Origin of the sequence: Agarivorans sp. Toyoura001 (assembly GCF_005405585.1) — a bacterium.
GTDB lineage: Bacteria > Pseudomonadota > Gammaproteobacteria > Enterobacterales > Celerinatantimonadaceae > Agarivorans.
In genome coordinates, this window is record NZ_BJEQ01000013.1 from 61,519 (window position 1) to 76,556 (window position 15,038).

The 15,038-nt window shown below is 45.0% G+C and carries 14 protein-coding genes; 7 read left to right on the forward strand and 7 right to left on the reverse strand.

The genetic code is table 11. From position 1 onward, the window contains the following. Positions 1–46 precede the first annotated feature (46 nt). From FFR00_RS15030 to nhaR, 3 genes are all read right to left on the reverse strand, one after another. Positions 47–1,114 (reverse strand): AI-2E family transporter, encoded by a 1,068-nt coding sequence (locus tag FFR00_RS15030; RefSeq protein ID WP_161985181.1) that lies wholly within the window; start codon positions 1,112–1,114, stop codon positions 47–49. A 197-nt stretch (positions 1,115–1,311) separates the two neighbouring features. Beyond that, positions 1,312–4,032, reverse strand: coding sequence for a TIM-barrel domain-containing protein (locus tag FFR00_RS15035; protein WP_137674241.1), 2,721 nt, complete (start codon positions 4,030–4,032; stop codon positions 1,312–1,314). Positions 4,033–4,185: 153 nt separating this feature from the next. Continuing rightward, on the reverse strand, positions 4,186–5,076 hold the full coding sequence (gene nhaR / locus FFR00_RS15040; protein WP_137674242.1) for a transcriptional activator NhaR: 891 nt from the start codon (positions 5,074–5,076) through the stop codon (positions 4,186–4,188). Positions 5,077–5,197: 121 nt separating this feature from the next. Here nhaR and FFR00_RS15045 point away from each other — a divergent pair, with 121 nt between their 5' ends. The 7 genes from FFR00_RS15045 to FFR00_RS15075 all read left to right on the forward strand — a co-directional run bounded on the left by FFR00_RS15045 (position 5,198) and on the right by FFR00_RS15075 (position 11,988). Continuing rightward, entirely contained in the window at positions 5,198–5,695 is a 498-nt protein-coding gene (locus FFR00_RS15045) for an HPF/RaiA family ribosome-associated protein (RefSeq protein WP_137674243.1), read from the forward strand. A 4-nt stretch (positions 5,696–5,699) separates the two neighbouring features. Next, a complete protein-coding gene (locus FFR00_RS15050) occupies positions 5,700–6,374 on the forward strand; it encodes a Bax inhibitor-1/YccA family protein (RefSeq protein WP_137674244.1) in 675 nt (224 codons plus the stop codon). A 21-nt stretch (positions 6,375–6,395) separates the two neighbouring features. After that, positions 6,396–7,106, forward strand: coding sequence for a tellurite resistance TerB family protein (locus FFR00_RS15055; RefSeq protein ID WP_137674245.1), 711 nt, complete (start codon positions 6,396–6,398; stop codon positions 7,104–7,106). Positions 7,107–7,231: 125 nt separating this feature from the next. Further along, the gene (locus FFR00_RS15060; protein WP_137674246.1) at positions 7,232–7,405 is read left to right on the forward strand and encodes a DUF2986 domain-containing protein; all 174 of its coding nucleotides are present in this window, start codon (positions 7,232–7,234) and stop codon (positions 7,403–7,405) included. A 275-nt stretch (positions 7,406–7,680) separates the two neighbouring features. After that, on the forward strand, positions 7,681–9,918 hold the full coding sequence (locus FFR00_RS15065) for an endo-1,4-beta-xylanase (RefSeq protein WP_137674247.1): 2,238 nt from the start codon (positions 7,681–7,683) through the stop codon (positions 9,916–9,918). Between the two features lie 197 nt (positions 9,919–10,115). Then, a complete protein-coding gene (locus FFR00_RS15070) occupies positions 10,116–10,688 on the forward strand; it encodes a thioredoxin family protein (protein WP_137674248.1) in 573 nt (190 codons plus the stop codon). Next, positions 10,672–11,988, forward strand: coding sequence for a MipA/OmpV family protein (locus tag FFR00_RS15075; protein ID WP_161985182.1), 1,317 nt, complete (start codon positions 10,672–10,674; stop codon positions 11,986–11,988). The genes FFR00_RS15070 and FFR00_RS15075 overlap by 17 nt, the downstream gene beginning before the upstream one ends. A 21-nt stretch (positions 11,989–12,009) precedes the next feature. Here the strand turns inward: FFR00_RS15075 and rimI are convergent, their stop codons facing one another. The 4 genes from rimI to FFR00_RS15095 form a co-directional block, all read right to left on the reverse strand. Then, a complete protein-coding gene (gene rimI, locus FFR00_RS15080) occupies positions 12,010–12,468 on the reverse strand; it encodes a ribosomal protein S18-alanine N-acetyltransferase (RefSeq protein WP_137674250.1) in 459 nt (152 codons plus the stop codon). Beyond that, complete coding sequence (locus FFR00_RS15085; protein WP_137674251.1) at positions 12,441–12,827, reverse strand: DNA polymerase III subunit psi; 387 nt, start codon at positions 12,825–12,827, stop codon at positions 12,441–12,443. Before FFR00_RS15085 ends, rimI begins: the two co-directional genes overlap by 28 nt. A 33-nt stretch (positions 12,828–12,860) precedes the next feature. Beyond that, on the reverse strand, positions 12,861–13,757 hold the full coding sequence (gene rluF, locus FFR00_RS15090) for a 23S rRNA pseudouridine(2604) synthase RluF (RefSeq protein ID WP_137674252.1): 897 nt from the start codon (positions 13,755–13,757) through the stop codon (positions 12,861–12,863). 71 nt (positions 13,758–13,828) lie between these two features. Then, entirely contained in the window at positions 13,829–14,656 is an 828-nt protein-coding gene (locus FFR00_RS15095) for an HDOD domain-containing protein (RefSeq protein WP_137674253.1), read from the reverse strand. Positions 14,657–15,038 lie beyond the last annotated feature (382 nt).

Consider the following 15,038-nt stretch of genomic DNA (forward strand, 5'->3'; position numbering starts at 1 on the left):
CTAACAGGAAAAAATTAGCTAGCCTAAGCTAGCCAATAATATGCAGTTACTCTGTTGGTTCTACTTCACTGTTTAACTCAAGCCAAGCCATCAACAAGCGATAACTTACCGCAAGAATAACAGCACCTAAGAACAAGCCCACAAAACCAGACATAATCATACCGCCTAGAGAGCCCAGTAAAATCACCAACATTGGCACATCTACACCACGGCCCAGCAATAATGGCTTCAGCACATTCTCACTAAAACCTGCCAATATGCTCCAAACAGCAAATAAGCTTGCTACCAAGGTAGATTCGTTATTGAACACATACACCACCAACGGCAATACCACTAGTACCGGAGGTAACTGTGCAATGGCTAATACTAATACCAATACCGACCAAACAGCCGCGCCAGGTACACCTACCGCAAAGAAACCAATCGATAATAACGTCGCCTGAATAACCGCCACGCCTAATACACCTTTAGCAACGCTTTGAATGGTATTACTGGCCAAATTAGTGAGATAAGGGCCATTTTTACCGGCCAGCGCCTTGGCTAACAAGGTAGCGCCATGCACCGACTTTTCACCATTGGCCATAAATACACCCGCAATAATGACCGAGAAACAGAACATCAATAGCCCGCCCATTAAGCCACCAGCAACACCAATAACTTTACCTGCAATATCTCCGACCTCGCTGGCATAAGTAGTTAAGTAACGCTGTAAATCGCTGGCGGCTAAAGACCACTGAGCATGCAAGGTTTCGCCCACTAATGGCCAATTTTTGATGGCGTTAGAAGGAGGAGGGATTTCAAAAGAACCTTGCTGAATTTGCTTACCGAGTGCCGCTACGCTGTCTATCGCCGCAGTGGTTATTTTCACCCCAGGTATGAGGATAATAGCCAGGGCAATCAATACCATAATACTGGCAGCCACTCCGCCCTTGCCCACTAGGCTTTTCAGTTTGAGATAAAGCGGGTTTAAAGCCACTGCCAAAATCATTGCCCATACGACCGGGGTAACAAATGGCCGCACAATATCGAAACACCACGCGGCTAATACAAACAATAAACCAATCTTAATCGCGGCTTCTACTGCACCGCGTTCAAATCCTTTTTGATCCAACATATCCATGTTCTCTAAGTGAAGTTACGCATCCTAACTAAACCTACAACCCTGTGGTTTAGCCTGCTTCAATGAGTATAGAGAATATGCCAAGCAATTGTTTAATTTATTAAAATAAACAATTGCCGGAACACAATGTAAGAAAGAAAGTAAACACCCAGCACATCCATAGCCTGTACTGGGTAATTTAATATTAGGGGTTAACATTGGATGCTCAGAGACTGACCATCGTAAGAAACCGTTTGTTGTTGAACAGAATGGGCTGATATAAACCTGATGACCAAGGTGCGCTTAGCTAACATGCCAGCAAAGCTGCCACGCCGCTCACCCACTTCTAAACTCGCAACTGAGTCATGCCAAATGAAATCAATTTCTGAGTATTCTCCTTGCTCGTAACGATAGCTATCACCCTCGTCTTCATACAGCGTGAACTGTCCATCAGCTCCAGCATAGACTTCAATAGTGAGCGGGTCGCACGGTAGCTCATCATGGTATTGAACATCTGGCCCATGAGGAATAATCGCCCCTGCTTTTACCAGTAAAGGCATAATATCGATAGGTGTACCCATTGCTAAGGTTTGGCCACCTTGATAACAGTGTTTATTCCAGTAGTTGTACCAATCTACGCCCGCAGGCAACACCACATCTCGCTCGGCAGGAAACAGTTCTGTAGATTGCTGGCTTAAACCACTGTGCGCCCAACTTAAACTGCACTTAGATGATCCTTGCCAATGCGCGTACTCTACCCGCAAAGAGTACTGTCTACCTGCTTGAAGCTGGCTTTTGGCTTTGTGGTTTACTTGCGCTTGCGGCTGCCAACTATCAATAATCAAGTCATCATCAAGATAAAAACGCACTCCGTCATTGGCGTGAATCAACCAATCATATTCGCCGTCTACAGGCGCGGTTAACAAGCCTAACCAGCGCACACTATAACCACTCAAAGGCAAACCTGCTGGCGGCCCACCCGCCCAATTACCATCTAGCGTTTCACTGTTTTTTTCGCTCACAAAATGCTTGAAAGCATCATCGCTAAAGTGCTGCTCTATCACTCCAATATGGCCACTGGTTGTGGCTAATTGTTGTGGAGCAATCAGCTGTTGCTGCAAGTTTTGCTGATGAAACATTGCTTGAGTCACCGGGCACACCATTAAGCTATCGCCAAACATAAACTGGTCACTAATATCATGTAACTGGTTTTGCTGCCTAAAATCAAAAGCCAACAAACGCATCATGGTGCCACCTTGCTGAGTCACCCGCCATGCTTGTGAGTAGATGTAAGGCAATAAGCGATAACGTAATTTGTCAAACTTAAGCAGAGCATCAAAGGCCCAATCACCAGGCTCGCCAAACTGATAAATTTCTCTGGGGGTATTCGCGCCATGCGAGCGAAATAAAGGGCAAAAAGCGCCATATTGGAACCAACGAACATACAATTCTTTGTAGGCATCGTCATCGACACCTTCGGGGAAATTAGCACCAAAACCACTGGTAAAAAATCCGCCAATGTCGGTAGTCCAATAGGGTAAACCGGCCGCACACAAATTAAGTCCCGCAGGTATTTGTTGTCGCAGTACCTGCCACGTGGCGCTGATATCGCCCGACCAACAGGCAGCGGCATAACGCTGCTGGCCTAGGTAACTGGACCGGCTAAGCGTAAATACCCGCTTATCTTCAGCTCCTTGGCTAATTTGCTGGCGTTGCGCTTCATAAACACCACGGGTGGTCATTAAGGAGTACCCATTAAGCACTTTTTTCCAGGAGCCTAATTCGGTATCTCGCTGTTGATAACAATATTCCACACCATCTTTAGGCTGCTGAGTGGAGATAAATTCAGGCTCAGTGCCGTCCATCCACAGAGCGTCTACCCCTAGGTCCATTAAACCTTGTTTTACATGTTTCCAGTATATGTCTCGGCCTTGCTGGCTATACGCATCGTAAACATGGCCGTTGGCCCAGTGCTCTGTTTCAAATAAGTAGCCTTGCTCGAGCAACTCATTAAATACTGGGCTGTCTTTGCCTACTATCGGCCAAATAGACACCATTAACTTGAAGTTCATGTCGTGCAATTGCGCAATGGTGCTAGCGCCATCACCAAAAGCAGCCTTATCAAACTGCATGGCACTCCAACCGAGTTCCCCCCAGTACTTCCAATCTTGAACAATGTTATCGATGGGGATATTTTTATCTCGGTAGGTTTGAGCGGTAGCTAATAAATCCTCTGCATTTACGTAGCGCTCTTTACTTTGCCAATAGCCATAAGCCCAACGACCAAATAACGGCGCGGCTCCGGTTAACTCTCGATAATGTTGAATAATGTGATCAAACTCAGGGCCATAAATCAGATAAAACTCAATGCATTCGCCCGCTTCACTGCTAAAGCTAAACGCTTCACCCTGGCTGGCAAACTCAGTAAAAGACAACTGATTCCACAATACCGCATAGCCTTTGCTAGACAGCAACATGGGCGCCGCAATACCTTTGTTAGATTGGCAAATTTCTCGGCCCTGATTGTGGTAATTAAAAATACCGTCGGGATACTGGCCTAGACCATAAAATGCTTGCTCACCAGCACTTAAAAATTGCTGCTGTATATGCTGCTCGCCATCGGCTTGAGGCTGAATGCTGGAATCAGCCAAGCTTAGCAACTCTTCACCTTGGGTAGTGCTAAGCACCAGCATTGTTCCTACACGTTCAAGCCTTAACGCGGAACTAGCAATATGCTGTTCAGAACAGCTTTGTGGCGCAATACCGGTTTGCGGTAATACCACTAGTTCAGCCAAATCATGACTAGTTTGTAATGCTGTTTTATCCAAAGATATTCGTACTTTAAGTACGTTGTCATGAATAAACTCTAGGGCGATAACAGTAGAAGATTCCGCAGGGGAAAGCGCTTTAGCGCTAACAAAGTGAGCCGACATTAAGCAGACCTTAAAACAAAGACGTTAGCCCAAGTGTAATCTATAAACTTACTTTAAAAGTGGTGTTAACTACTAAAAGTGATACCTAACCCAGCCCTAATTCGCCAAGTGTTTACAAAGCAAACAAACCCTCTTAGATAACCCCTACACTGCTTACTTTAACCACTCACGAGCTTGTTCGGTAATGGCGACGACAGCAGGGTTACTGACACGCCGTTCGGCAGATATGGCAAAAAACTGCTCTCGCACAGCGTCAGTACAGCCAATAACCTCTACTTTGTATTGATTGACCACTTCATCGGCAATTGCGGTAGGTACGGTAAATACCCCGGTGCCTGCTTGTCCAAAGGCTTTCATCAACGCGCTGTCATCAAACTCACCAACAATTTTGGGGTGAATATTTTGTTTATCAAACCACTGCAATAAACGAACATGCATTAAGTTTATTTCACTTGGGATCAGCAATGGTGCGCCATCTAAACTTGCAGGGAAATCGGCAGTTAAGCGTTTGGCCAATTCAGGCACCGCCAAAAAACTAATACCACTTTCACCCAAAGGATGATTAAAGCCGCGCACACCTAAACCCGGAGGCACAGGGCCGTCGGCCAATACCAAATCTAATCGGTTCAAAGCTAACTCGGCGAGTAGGCTTTCTAAGGTATTTTCTTTGCACACCATACGTACATCATCAGAAAGATTTAATGCCGGGGCAAGCAGGCGATAAGCGATAGTTTTAGGTACCACTTCAGCAATGCCTACTTTAAGTATTTGCGGGCGCTCGGTGGGCCCATTGCGTAAAGCGTCTTCTAATTCATCGCCCAATGAGAAGATCTCATCGGCATAACTCAGCGCCAATCGGCCTGTCTCGGTGAGTTCTAAATTTCGCCCTACTTTTACAAACAAGTCATCACCAAAGTGCTGCTCTAGTAAACTAATTTGGCCACTAATGGTTTGCGGAGTGATGTGCAGTAACTCACTGGCTCGAGCAATTCCACCTTGCTTGGCAGCTACCCAAAAGTAATGCAGATGTTTGTAGTTAATCATCAGTAAACACTTCGAATTTTACGAGCAATTAACAAAGTATATTCGAGTATACCTAAGTATTAAAGACCATTAAGGTAAAGCTTCGTGATTCAAATCATCCTTAGGGATCCAGGAGCAAACTATGCCGGGCACCATGAAAATTGATATGCACTCACAACACTTTCCGTTAGGAGAGTCTTTACAAGATTACATTCGCCGCCGTATTAACTTCGCCTTAGGTACCCAATACGACAATATCATGCGCATTGCGGTAAGGCTTTCCGATAGCAAAGACACCAAAGGTAGTGCCGGTAAACGCTGCCAAATATTAGTTAAACTTGCCGGCCAAGCCGATGTGGTGATTGAAGATATTCAAGCTCAGCTTTATGTCGCAATAGACCGAGCAGCGAGTCGAGCTAGCCGCTCTGTTACGCGTAAAGTCGCCCGCATGCGTAACAAAGCCTTACGTGCGCCACACATCAGTGTTGAAGATTATTATGGCTTACAGGATAAAAACCATAACTTGCATGATGACGAGGTCGATCCACTAGATGATGAATTTCTAAATGAGGAATACGCTTATTTTGATCCACAACAGCAGCTCGACCTTCCCGACACTCAGCAGCCCATCAAGGAGTAAATATATGATCTCCAATTCCCCTTCGCAGCCAAACCAGCTCGCTAAAGAGTCGGTTTATGCCAGCAATAAAGTGATTCGCAATACCTATGCACTGCTGTCAATGACACTGTTATTCAGTGGCGCAAGTGCAGGGGTATCTATGGCCTTAAACCTGCCACATCCGGGGATTATTCTAACCTTAGTTGGTTACTTTGGATTGCTGTTCGCCACCGTAAAGTTGCGCAATAGTGGCTGGGGGCTAGTGAGTGTTTTTGCCTTAACCGGTTTTATGGGCTTAACCCTTGGCCCCATATTAACTGCCTATTTAAGCTTACCTAACGGCGGCATGGTAGTGACTCAAGCCATGGTGGCCACCGCAGTGATATTTATCTCACTATCGGTGTACGCCATCACCAGTAAAAAAGACTTTAGCTTTATGGGAGGCTTTTTAATGGTGGGCATTATCGTTGCCTTTCTTGCAGGATTGGGCGCGATATTGTTCTCGATTCCGGCCTTGTCATTGGGTGTATCGGCAATGTTTGTATTGCTAATGTCGGGCTTAATTTTGTATGAGACCAGTAACATTATTCGCGGGGGTGAAACTAACTACATCATGGCCACTACGTCTTTATTTGTCGCTATTTTCAACTTGTTCACCAGCCTGCTGCATCTTCTCGGTTTTTTAAATGGTGACGATTAACCCAGCCAATGAGGAATTATTATGAGTATTCAAAATCTACTTAACCAATTTATGGGTAGCTCCGACAGTGCCAAGCAAAACGCTCCACAAAGCCAGGGCGTGCTGGGTTCACTCAGCAATAACATTCCAGGAGGATTAGCAGGGGGAGCCGCCGCAGGCGGACTAATGGCCTTGCTAGTCAGCAATAAGTCTGCCCGTAAATTTGCCGGCAAAGCAGCCACGGTAGGTGGCGCAGCGGTACTTGGAGGCTTGGCCTTCAGTGCATTTAGCAATTGGAAAAAGCAAAGCGGCAGTAAATACAGCGCAGATACCAGTGCACAAATGTCAAAAGTGAATCAACAAAGCTTTAGCTCTTCTGCCACCTTAAATGACGAATTTCAGTTAACACTGATTAAAGCAATGATCGCTGCCGCCAAGGCAGATGGCCACATTGACGATGCCGAACAACAGCGAATATTTGAAGCCGTAGAGCAAATGGCCTTAAGTGATGAAGCCAAAGCGACCTTGTTTCAATTGATGCGCCAAACCATCACCATTGAGGAACTAGCCAATGGAGTTGACAGCATTGAGCAGAAATCTGAACTTTACTTGGTATCTTGTATTGCGATTAACGTAGACAACTCGGCTGAGCAAGCGCATTTAGATGGCTTGGCTTATGCCTTAAGGTTGCCCTTTGATCTTGCTGAACAGCTACAGACACAAGCTCAACAAGCGCTCGACCAAGCGGCTTAAATTCTAGCCTTTCACTTACTGGCAGGGACGCTAGTGACTATCTTTAGAGGTTTGTCCCGCAACTAAAGATGTTGAGTGAACAATTTGCTATTATTAGTCGCATTCAACTCCCATGAGCTAGCAACGTGAACCGCAAAAAGAAAATAAACGATACTTTGAAAAAAAGAGCTAAGAAAGCCAACGCCAAAAATCAGAAAACCAATAAACCGCGTTATATTTCTAAAGCTGAACGGGCGGCAATGGAAGAACAACAAGCCAACGAAACGACTAACGATAGCGCAGAAGCCCCTGCTGAATAAGCGCTAGCACCCACAGCGTTCTCTCTTTCAAAAATAAGCCGACTAACATCCCTCTGTGGCTTACTATTAAACGGTTCAACATCAACACGCTTATGCTTGCCTCTAGCCTTCTATTTTTTCCATTCTATTAAGTGATTCATCAACGTTCATGCAAGCATGAGACAGTTCACAATAGCGGGTTTTCGCAATCCAATTATCAACTTTCACAGTGCTCACCTTATAAAAGGGAGGATAAGGTAGCCAATAAGCTGAATACCGTTCAAGGAGTATGACCCATGCACCAGCATGCAATTAAAACCGGATTTTTCAAAGTGGCTGCCGTTGCAGCGGCTTTTTGTGCGTTACAACTAAACGCTGCTCCATTGCGTGACGTAGTAAAAGACCAAGACCAATTTATTGGTGCGGCGCTAGAAACACGCCACCTTCAAGACAAGCAATTTGCCGAAACACTGGCCCGCGAGTTTAACCAACTCACCCCAGAGAACGAAATGAAATGGGGTTACCTACAGCCAGAGCGCGGTAAATTTACCTTCGACAAAGCCGACCAGCTGATTGACTTTGCCCAGGAAAATAACATGACGGTACGTGGTCATGCGCTAGTTTGGCATATTCAAAACCCCGCTTGGTTAGATGAAGGCGATTTCAGCAAACAAGAAATGCTGAAAATTATGGAAGAGCACATTACCGAAGTAGTGAGCCATTACAAAGGCAAAGTACAATACTGGGATGTGGTGAACGAAGCCTTAGATGACAATGGTGGTTGGCGCCAAACTATTTGGTACAACACCATTGGTGAAGAGTATATTGCTAAAGCCTTTGAATTTGCCCATAAGGCCGATCCTGGTGCGATTTTGGTTTATAACGATTACTCAACTGAGGGTAAAAGCCCTAAAGCCAATGCTGCTTACCGTTTAGTTAAAAAACTAAAAGAACAAGGGGTGCCTATTCATGGCATTGGTACTCAGGCTCACTTAGTAGTTGGCGTAGCACCACGAGTAGCTGATATTGCCGCCAACATTGAACGCATTAGCGAACTCGGTTTAGAGTTCCACTTCACTGAAGTTGATATTCGAATTCAAGGTGAAGCAAGTGATCGCTCATTGCAGCAGCAAGCTAACATGTATGAAGATTTAGCCAAACTAAGTGCTTATTTTGATAACGTTAACTTCTTTACCACTTGGGGTATTAGCGATAAATACAGCTGGATACCACATTGGTTCAAAGGTTTTGATCACGGCTTGTTGTTCGATAAACAATACAAAGAAAAACCGGCTTATGTGGCGGTAAACAAAGTATTTGAAGAAAAAGCAAAAGGCACCTTTGATTGGGCTCCGCCTGCCCCACTAGCGGATACAGGTCGTCGCTTTGAAGCCTTTATTAGTAATGAAGCAGAACAACATCTCAAACTAGATGGTCAAGCCGCTAAATGGAAAAACGCGGTATTCTACCCGTTTGCTTACAACCAGTTAGGTGGAAAAGACTTAACCTTACCCGCTGAGTCTGATATTTCAGGCCGCTTTGCTATGTTGTACAAAGACAATACTTTGTATGGTCGTGTTGAGCGCAAAGACGATAAAACCGTGACCAGCAATAAAGCTCAAGTATGGGAAAATGATTCGGTAGAAGTATTCCTTGGTTTTGGTGAAGAGTTTGCTCAAATTCGCGCTTTAGTTGGTGAAGAGTTTGCCCCTAGCGCTTTCCAAGCAGAGATTAAAAACTACTGGAGTGAAGATGGCACAGTGATGGAGTTTTCTATTTCTCCTAAACAAACCACCGAGCTAGCGGGCGCAACCTTAGGTTTCAATATTGCCTTAGCCGACAACGATGCTGGCGCAGATGCCGGGCGTCATGCTCAACTATACCCAGTACCAGGCACCAACAATGGTTGGCAAGGGCACGACTTTGGTGAAGTATTCTTTACCGCGCAAAACCGCGAAATTAGCGAAGGCCTAAAAGGCCAAGTGGTTAGCTTTAAAGCCGAGCCACTAAAAGACCTAGACCCAAGCGCTGAGTTTAGCCTGGCACAGTGGGCAAATGCTTACCATTACCCGTTTGCCTTTAACCAACTCACTCCAGATGACCAAACACCACCTAGCCAAGACATTATTCACGGCACATGGCGCGTAGCATACTCTGGAAATACTTTGTACGGAGTGGTTCATCGCCAAGACAATGTAACAGTAACGAGTGGTGATGATTGGCAAACAGACAACGTTGAAATATTTATCAAAGTTGGCGAAGAGTTTGTACAGTTCCGCAGTATTGTGGGCCAAGATTTCCAGAAAAATAGCTTCCCAGGAAAACGTGTTGCTAAATGGAATGACGATGGCACCATCATGCAATTTGCCATTGAATTGCCTGTTAAAGACTTGGGCGGCACCACCATTGATTGGAACATTGCCCTAGCTGATAACGATGATGGCAGCTCGCGTAGCTCTCAGCTTTACCCAGTTCCAGGTAACAATACCGCCTACCTTGGTGAGCAGTTAACGATTTTGGAATTTGTTAAATAAGCTGTCGCTCTAAACCTTAAAGCCCCGTTTATTACGGGGCTTTTTTTGCCCTTTCCTCACACTATTAAAACTCTCCGATTCGCCCAATGACCACAGCCGTTGATCTACCACTACGCTAAAGCTTACTATTAGCTAGCCGATAGCTAATTAAGTGCTTGTATAAACAAATGCTTAGTTAATTTCCCAAGAGGCCTGCAATGAGTTTTGAGTTGTTCAAAAAAGCGTTCTTCACCATGGTGCTAATCGCCATTGGCGGTGCGGCCTTAAGTTATATGTTCATTTACCATGTGAAAGGCCGTGGGGTAAGCGCCAAAGATGGCTGGATGTTTGATATTGCTGGTTATCATCAAGCTATTCGAGAATCTAAACTCACCAATAAACCAGTCTTTTTATACCTGCGCCGCCAAGCTTGTCAGCGCTGTATTGCCTTTGAGCAAGACTACCTAAATGATCCTGAGCTGAAACGTATTCTTAATGAATATGTAAAAGTGCAGGTAAACATAGATACCGATCGAGACCACGAGCGCTTTGCTGATCAGTTCAACTTAAACACCTACCCTTCTATGTTTATTATGTTCGATCAAGAACACCCTGTTTCTACCTACTTAGTACTGGAAATGGCACAAATCTGGGTGGCCCGCGACACCTTAAAAAATGGAAACTTTATGCCGCTTTCGCCGACAAGCTTTCGTTTATCTGTGACCCATGCGACAATATTGGCACGAAAAGCTGCCAGCATGGACGACTCAAACAGTGAAACACCCCCTTAAATTTATAACCTTCAGTTTATTTGTCGTTTCACTGTTATCTACTAGCTTCACCAGTTCTGCCAGCGCCATGTTAGAAGGCCCGCTAAATAACGATTGGGGCATCGCCTTTGGCTTCCGTAATGCCAGCATTCCCTTTCGCTCTGAGACCAGCAGCGTTTCTGATGTGGTGCCATTGTTTTTTTATAAAGGTGAACGGGTCTACCTAGACGGGCTAGCCGCCGGTTATAAATTTTGGAAAGACGATGATTTCGATGTAGCTGTTATGGGGCGCTACCGCTTTTTTGATATTCCTTCTGAGTATCAAAATCAAATCCGTGGTGACGGCATAGACTACGGATTGCGCAGCCAATGGCGCTTTAAACCCGATTACTCCTTTAACACTGAGCTGCTAAGTGATGATGTGGGTAACCTACACGGTAATTTAGAGCTCACATGGCAAAAGTTTTACAAACGTTGGTATTTCGCGCCCTACGCTACAGCTCATATCAAAAGCAGCGACTATAACACCCGTTATTACGGCCTAGAACTGTTTGAAACCAAAGCCGACGTAGATATTAAAGCCGGTATAGATATGCGCTATCAAGTATGGCGAGACTTCTTTTTAGTCGGCCGCTTAGGCGGTACGTATTTAGGCCACGAAACGCAAAAAGTCGATATTATTGATAAAAACTTTCAGTTTGAAAGCTTTATCGGAATAAGCTTCTTTAACAAGCAATATCAAACTACTTCAGGGGATTGGCCAAAAGGCTATTTACGGGTATCTCACGCTTGGGCAACCTCTTCTAACCTTGGTGATATCATTCACTTCAAGGCCGAAAAAGACGAATACAATAACCAGCTCAGCTCAATATTTTATGGCCACTTACTCAGTGAAACCTTGTTGGGCTACCCGATTGATGTATACCTAACACCCGGCTTGGCTTACCACCACAGCTCAGAAGTTCAAGATCCTATTCTGGAATATGTTATCGCGTTTAAGGCCTACTACACCTTTACTTGGCCCATTCGCTGGCGCTTTGGCGTGGCCGAGGGTTTATCTTACGTGACTAACATCACTTATATTGAAGAAGTAGACCTAGCCGAAGATGGCAAAGGCTATAAACCCAGCAAGCTACTTAATTACTTAGATTTCTCTTTAGATGTAAACCTTGGTAATTTATTTAGAAAACCCGAATTAGACAACATGTGGCTAGGTTACAATATTCACCACCGTTCCGGTATTTTTGAGAACTCTTCACTATTTGGGCGGATTAAAGGCGGCAGTAACTACCAAGGCCTGCATTTCCAATGGCATTGGTAAAGGTTTATTTGTTAGTAACGTTTAGCAAATACATTGCATGATGAGGGCGTCTTCTCGCCCTTGCTCGTGACAAGGATAATAGGCTTTACGCCGGTCAACCTCGCTAAATTCAAAGCGTTTATAAAGCTGCTGAGCCCTATAGTTGCTGGCACGAACCTCTAGCAGTATGTGCAGCCACTGTTGCTGCTCTGCCATGTTAAACATGGCCCGCATAAGCTGCTTTCCTAGGCCTTGCCCCTGAGACTCTGGTGCGACAGCTATGTTAATTAGCTCGGCTTCTCCAGCCACCACCCGCAAAACAATATAAGCCAACAAGCGTTGCCCTTGCCACAACCCTAAATTGCGATACAAGCCGCCAAAATTACTGGCCAGCAAATCCCGGCTCCAGGGGTGCGAATGTGCTTGTTGCTCTATGGCTAACATCAGCGGCACATCCATTAGTGATAAAGGGCTTAACTCTGGTTTAAGATCTGGCTGCATATTTGTTGCCATAGTATTCGTTTAGCTTGTTTGTTATTGGCAAGCTGCTCTGGGTCACAACGCAGCAACTGTGGTAGTTGGGGGTTATTCTCACTGGGCTCAGCCCACAATACCCAGCCCTGATAACCTTCTGGAAAGTGCTCGGCGCTGGTGCAGTGTATATCTGCCCAATCAAGCTTCATAGCGGCTACAATGCCTTTAAACAAGTCGAGGTGCTGCTGCAAAGCCTTAGCATTAATCACCACAACCAAAGGCCAAGCCGGGAGCTCTTGCAAGGGTTTAGCTACCAGTGCCTCTCTGGTTAGCCAAACATCTATCCCCATTTCTTGAAGATAATGATGTGCTTTTTTATCTATCATTACTTACTTCTATTTGGTCACTGATAGCCATAGTTAGCGCGGCTTCTTGTTTAAGCTTAAGGTCGCTTTTCCCGAGCGTTGCGAGCGGGCTTTTTGAAACTTATCCCTAGCGTTGCTACTCGCTGCTTTATTTACAAATACGGTTTTCTTACCACAACCTTGCTTAGGCTTTTCTGCCCCAGTAGTTTGGGTAGGCGCAGTTTTACTAGAATGCGTTACCGCTTGATTAATCTCGGCCATCTCGGCTTCAGTTAAGTTACGCCATTGCCCTGGGCGTAAATTATCTAAATTCACGTTCATTATTCGCGTGCGTTTTAACTTAGTCACTTCATAACCTAGGTGTTCACACATGCGACGAATTTGCCGATTCAAACCTTGAGTAAGAATAATAGTGAATACAAATTTGCTATTCACCCTAACCTTACAGGGTTTAGTCACCGTATCTAAAATAGGTACACCACGCGACATACGCTCTACAAAGCGTTCGCTTAGGGGTTTATCTACGGTAACGACATATTCTTTATCGTGGGCATTTTCAGCGCGCAGGATTTTGTTAACAATGTCGCCATCGCTGGTAAGAAAAATCAAACCCTCAGAAGGTTTGTCTAAACGCCCAATGGGAAAAATGCGCTGCTTGTGGCCAATGGCATCAATAATATTGCCTTTAACATGCAATTCAGTGGTGCTGGTAATACCTATTGGCTTGTTATACGCAATGTATACGCGATCAGATTTATTGCTAGCAATGGCCTTAATCAACTTACCGTCTACCGCTACTTTATCGCCTGGCTGCACTTTAGTGCCTAATTCTGGCTTACTGCCATTAATGGTGACACGCTGCTGTTCAATCAATTTGTCGGCTTCGCGACGCGAACAAAATCCAGAATCACTGATAAATTTATTGAGGCGTTTTTCGGTTGATGAGCTCACAAGAGGTTCCACTAGCTAGTTAACGCGCCTATTAAACCATAGAACAGCAGGCTGAATAAGCGCTTTTAGCCTTAGCCAGCCATTTGCTCGGCCATTTCTCGGCCCTGACCGCGGATTTTGTCAATGGTAACGTAAAATGACGACGGCAATACCAAAGCACCAGAATTAGCATGGCTAGCAAAATAATCGATTTTTGCGGCTTTACTTTCTAGTTGGTCCCAATCTTTATGTAGCTGACAAGCAAAGTGCAAAACCAACGCCCGCAAAGGTTCTATATTGGCTGCATCAGGATTGACATGAAATTCAATGGTGTCGACCAAGCGAGGAGCAAACTTCCATAGGCGAGCCAACTCGGCACCCAGTTTAGCCGTAGTAGTGCCTAACACCTCTAGTTGTACAGATTGAGGGTCTTCGCCTTCAGCTTCTCTCTCCGCTATTTTAGTCGCCAGCTCGGGGGCGAGGCTGTACACCATTAAATCACCAATATTATGCAAGATACCGGCGGTAAACATTTCATTAGGGTCTATGCGTACTTTTTCAGCAATAGCACTGGTAATGCTGGCGATTTCAAAGGTATCGCTCCAAAACTCACGCATATCTAAATTGTTCACTCGTGGAAACGAACTGGTTAGCCAAGACACCACAATCATGGTTTTAAGCGGGGCAATGCCTAAACGAATCACCGCTTCGTTAATCGAAGCAATAGTACGACTTCGGCCAAAATGTGCAGAGTTAGACAATCGCAATACGCGGGCGCTAATCACCTGGTCCATGGCAATTTTCTTAGACAACATCGAAAAATCACAATCGGGGTCATTAAGCATGTTAACCAACTCTTGCACCACACTAGGTACTTTAGGCAATTCGTTAACACGGGATAGCAACTCTTGTTCCGTCATCCAAGTCTCCTGCTAGAGCGTTCGCCCTGTTAACCAAGGCGAATAACTTGTGCGCTGTATACGCTATCTAGTACTACTTTATGCCAGTGTGAACAAGGACTTCAAGCAACAGCCGTAAATAACAACCATATCAGTAGTTAACAGGAGGGTAAAGCAAGGTTTTGTCAGTAGATGCTTTTAAGGTAATTCTGCTATGGGAGGGTGGCGATAAAACGAAATATTGGAGCTTGAATAGCTACTTAGAGTCGATGAGCGCACGATTTAAGACAAGCAATACACGTTTGCCAAGCTTGGCCATTGAATTGCCACGTTGAATGATGTGCTCCGCCACACCGGGATAAGAAACACGAAGTTTTCGCGCCATTCTATTACCTAAAGCAAG

Bases quoted from the DNA above. Each gene is read 5' to 3' on its own strand.
- FFR00_RS15050 (WP_137674244.1), top strand. From the start codon at position 5,700: ATGATCTCCAATTCCCCTTCGCAGCCAAACCAGCTCGCTAAAGAGTCG.
- FFR00_RS15055 (WP_137674245.1), top strand. From the start codon at position 6,396: ATGAGTATTCAAAATCTACTTAACCAATTTATGGGTAGCTCCGACAGT.
- FFR00_RS15085 (WP_137674251.1), bottom strand. From the start codon at position 12,827: ATGATAGATAAAAAAGCACATCATTATCTTCAAGAAATGGGGATAGAT.
- nhaR (WP_137674242.1), bottom strand. From the start codon at position 5,076: ATGATTAACTACAAACATCTGCATTACTTTTGGGTAGCTGCCAAGCAA.
- FFR00_RS15070 (WP_137674248.1), top strand. From the start codon at position 10,116: ATGAGTTTTGAGTTGTTCAAAAAAGCGTTCTTCACCATGGTGCTAATC.
- FFR00_RS15030 (WP_161985181.1), bottom strand. From the start codon at position 1,114: ATGTTGGATCAAAAAGGATTTGAACGCGGTGCAGTAGAAGCCGCGATT.
- FFR00_RS15065 (WP_137674247.1), top strand. From the start codon at position 7,681: ATGCACCAGCATGCAATTAAAACCGGATTTTTCAAAGTGGCTGCCGTT.
- FFR00_RS15035 (WP_137674241.1), bottom strand. From the start codon at position 4,032: ATGTCGGCTCACTTTGTTAGCGCTAAAGCGCTTTCCCCTGCGGAATCT.
- rimI (WP_137674250.1), bottom strand. From the start codon at position 12,468: ATGCAGCCAGATCTTAAACCAGAGTTAAGCCCTTTATCACTAATGGAT.
- FFR00_RS15045 (WP_137674243.1), top strand. From the start codon at position 5,198: ATGCCGGGCACCATGAAAATTGATATGCACTCACAACACTTTCCGTTA.
- FFR00_RS15095 (WP_137674253.1), bottom strand. From the start codon at position 14,656: ATGACGGAACAAGAGTTGCTATCCCGTGTTAACGAATTGCCTAAAGTA.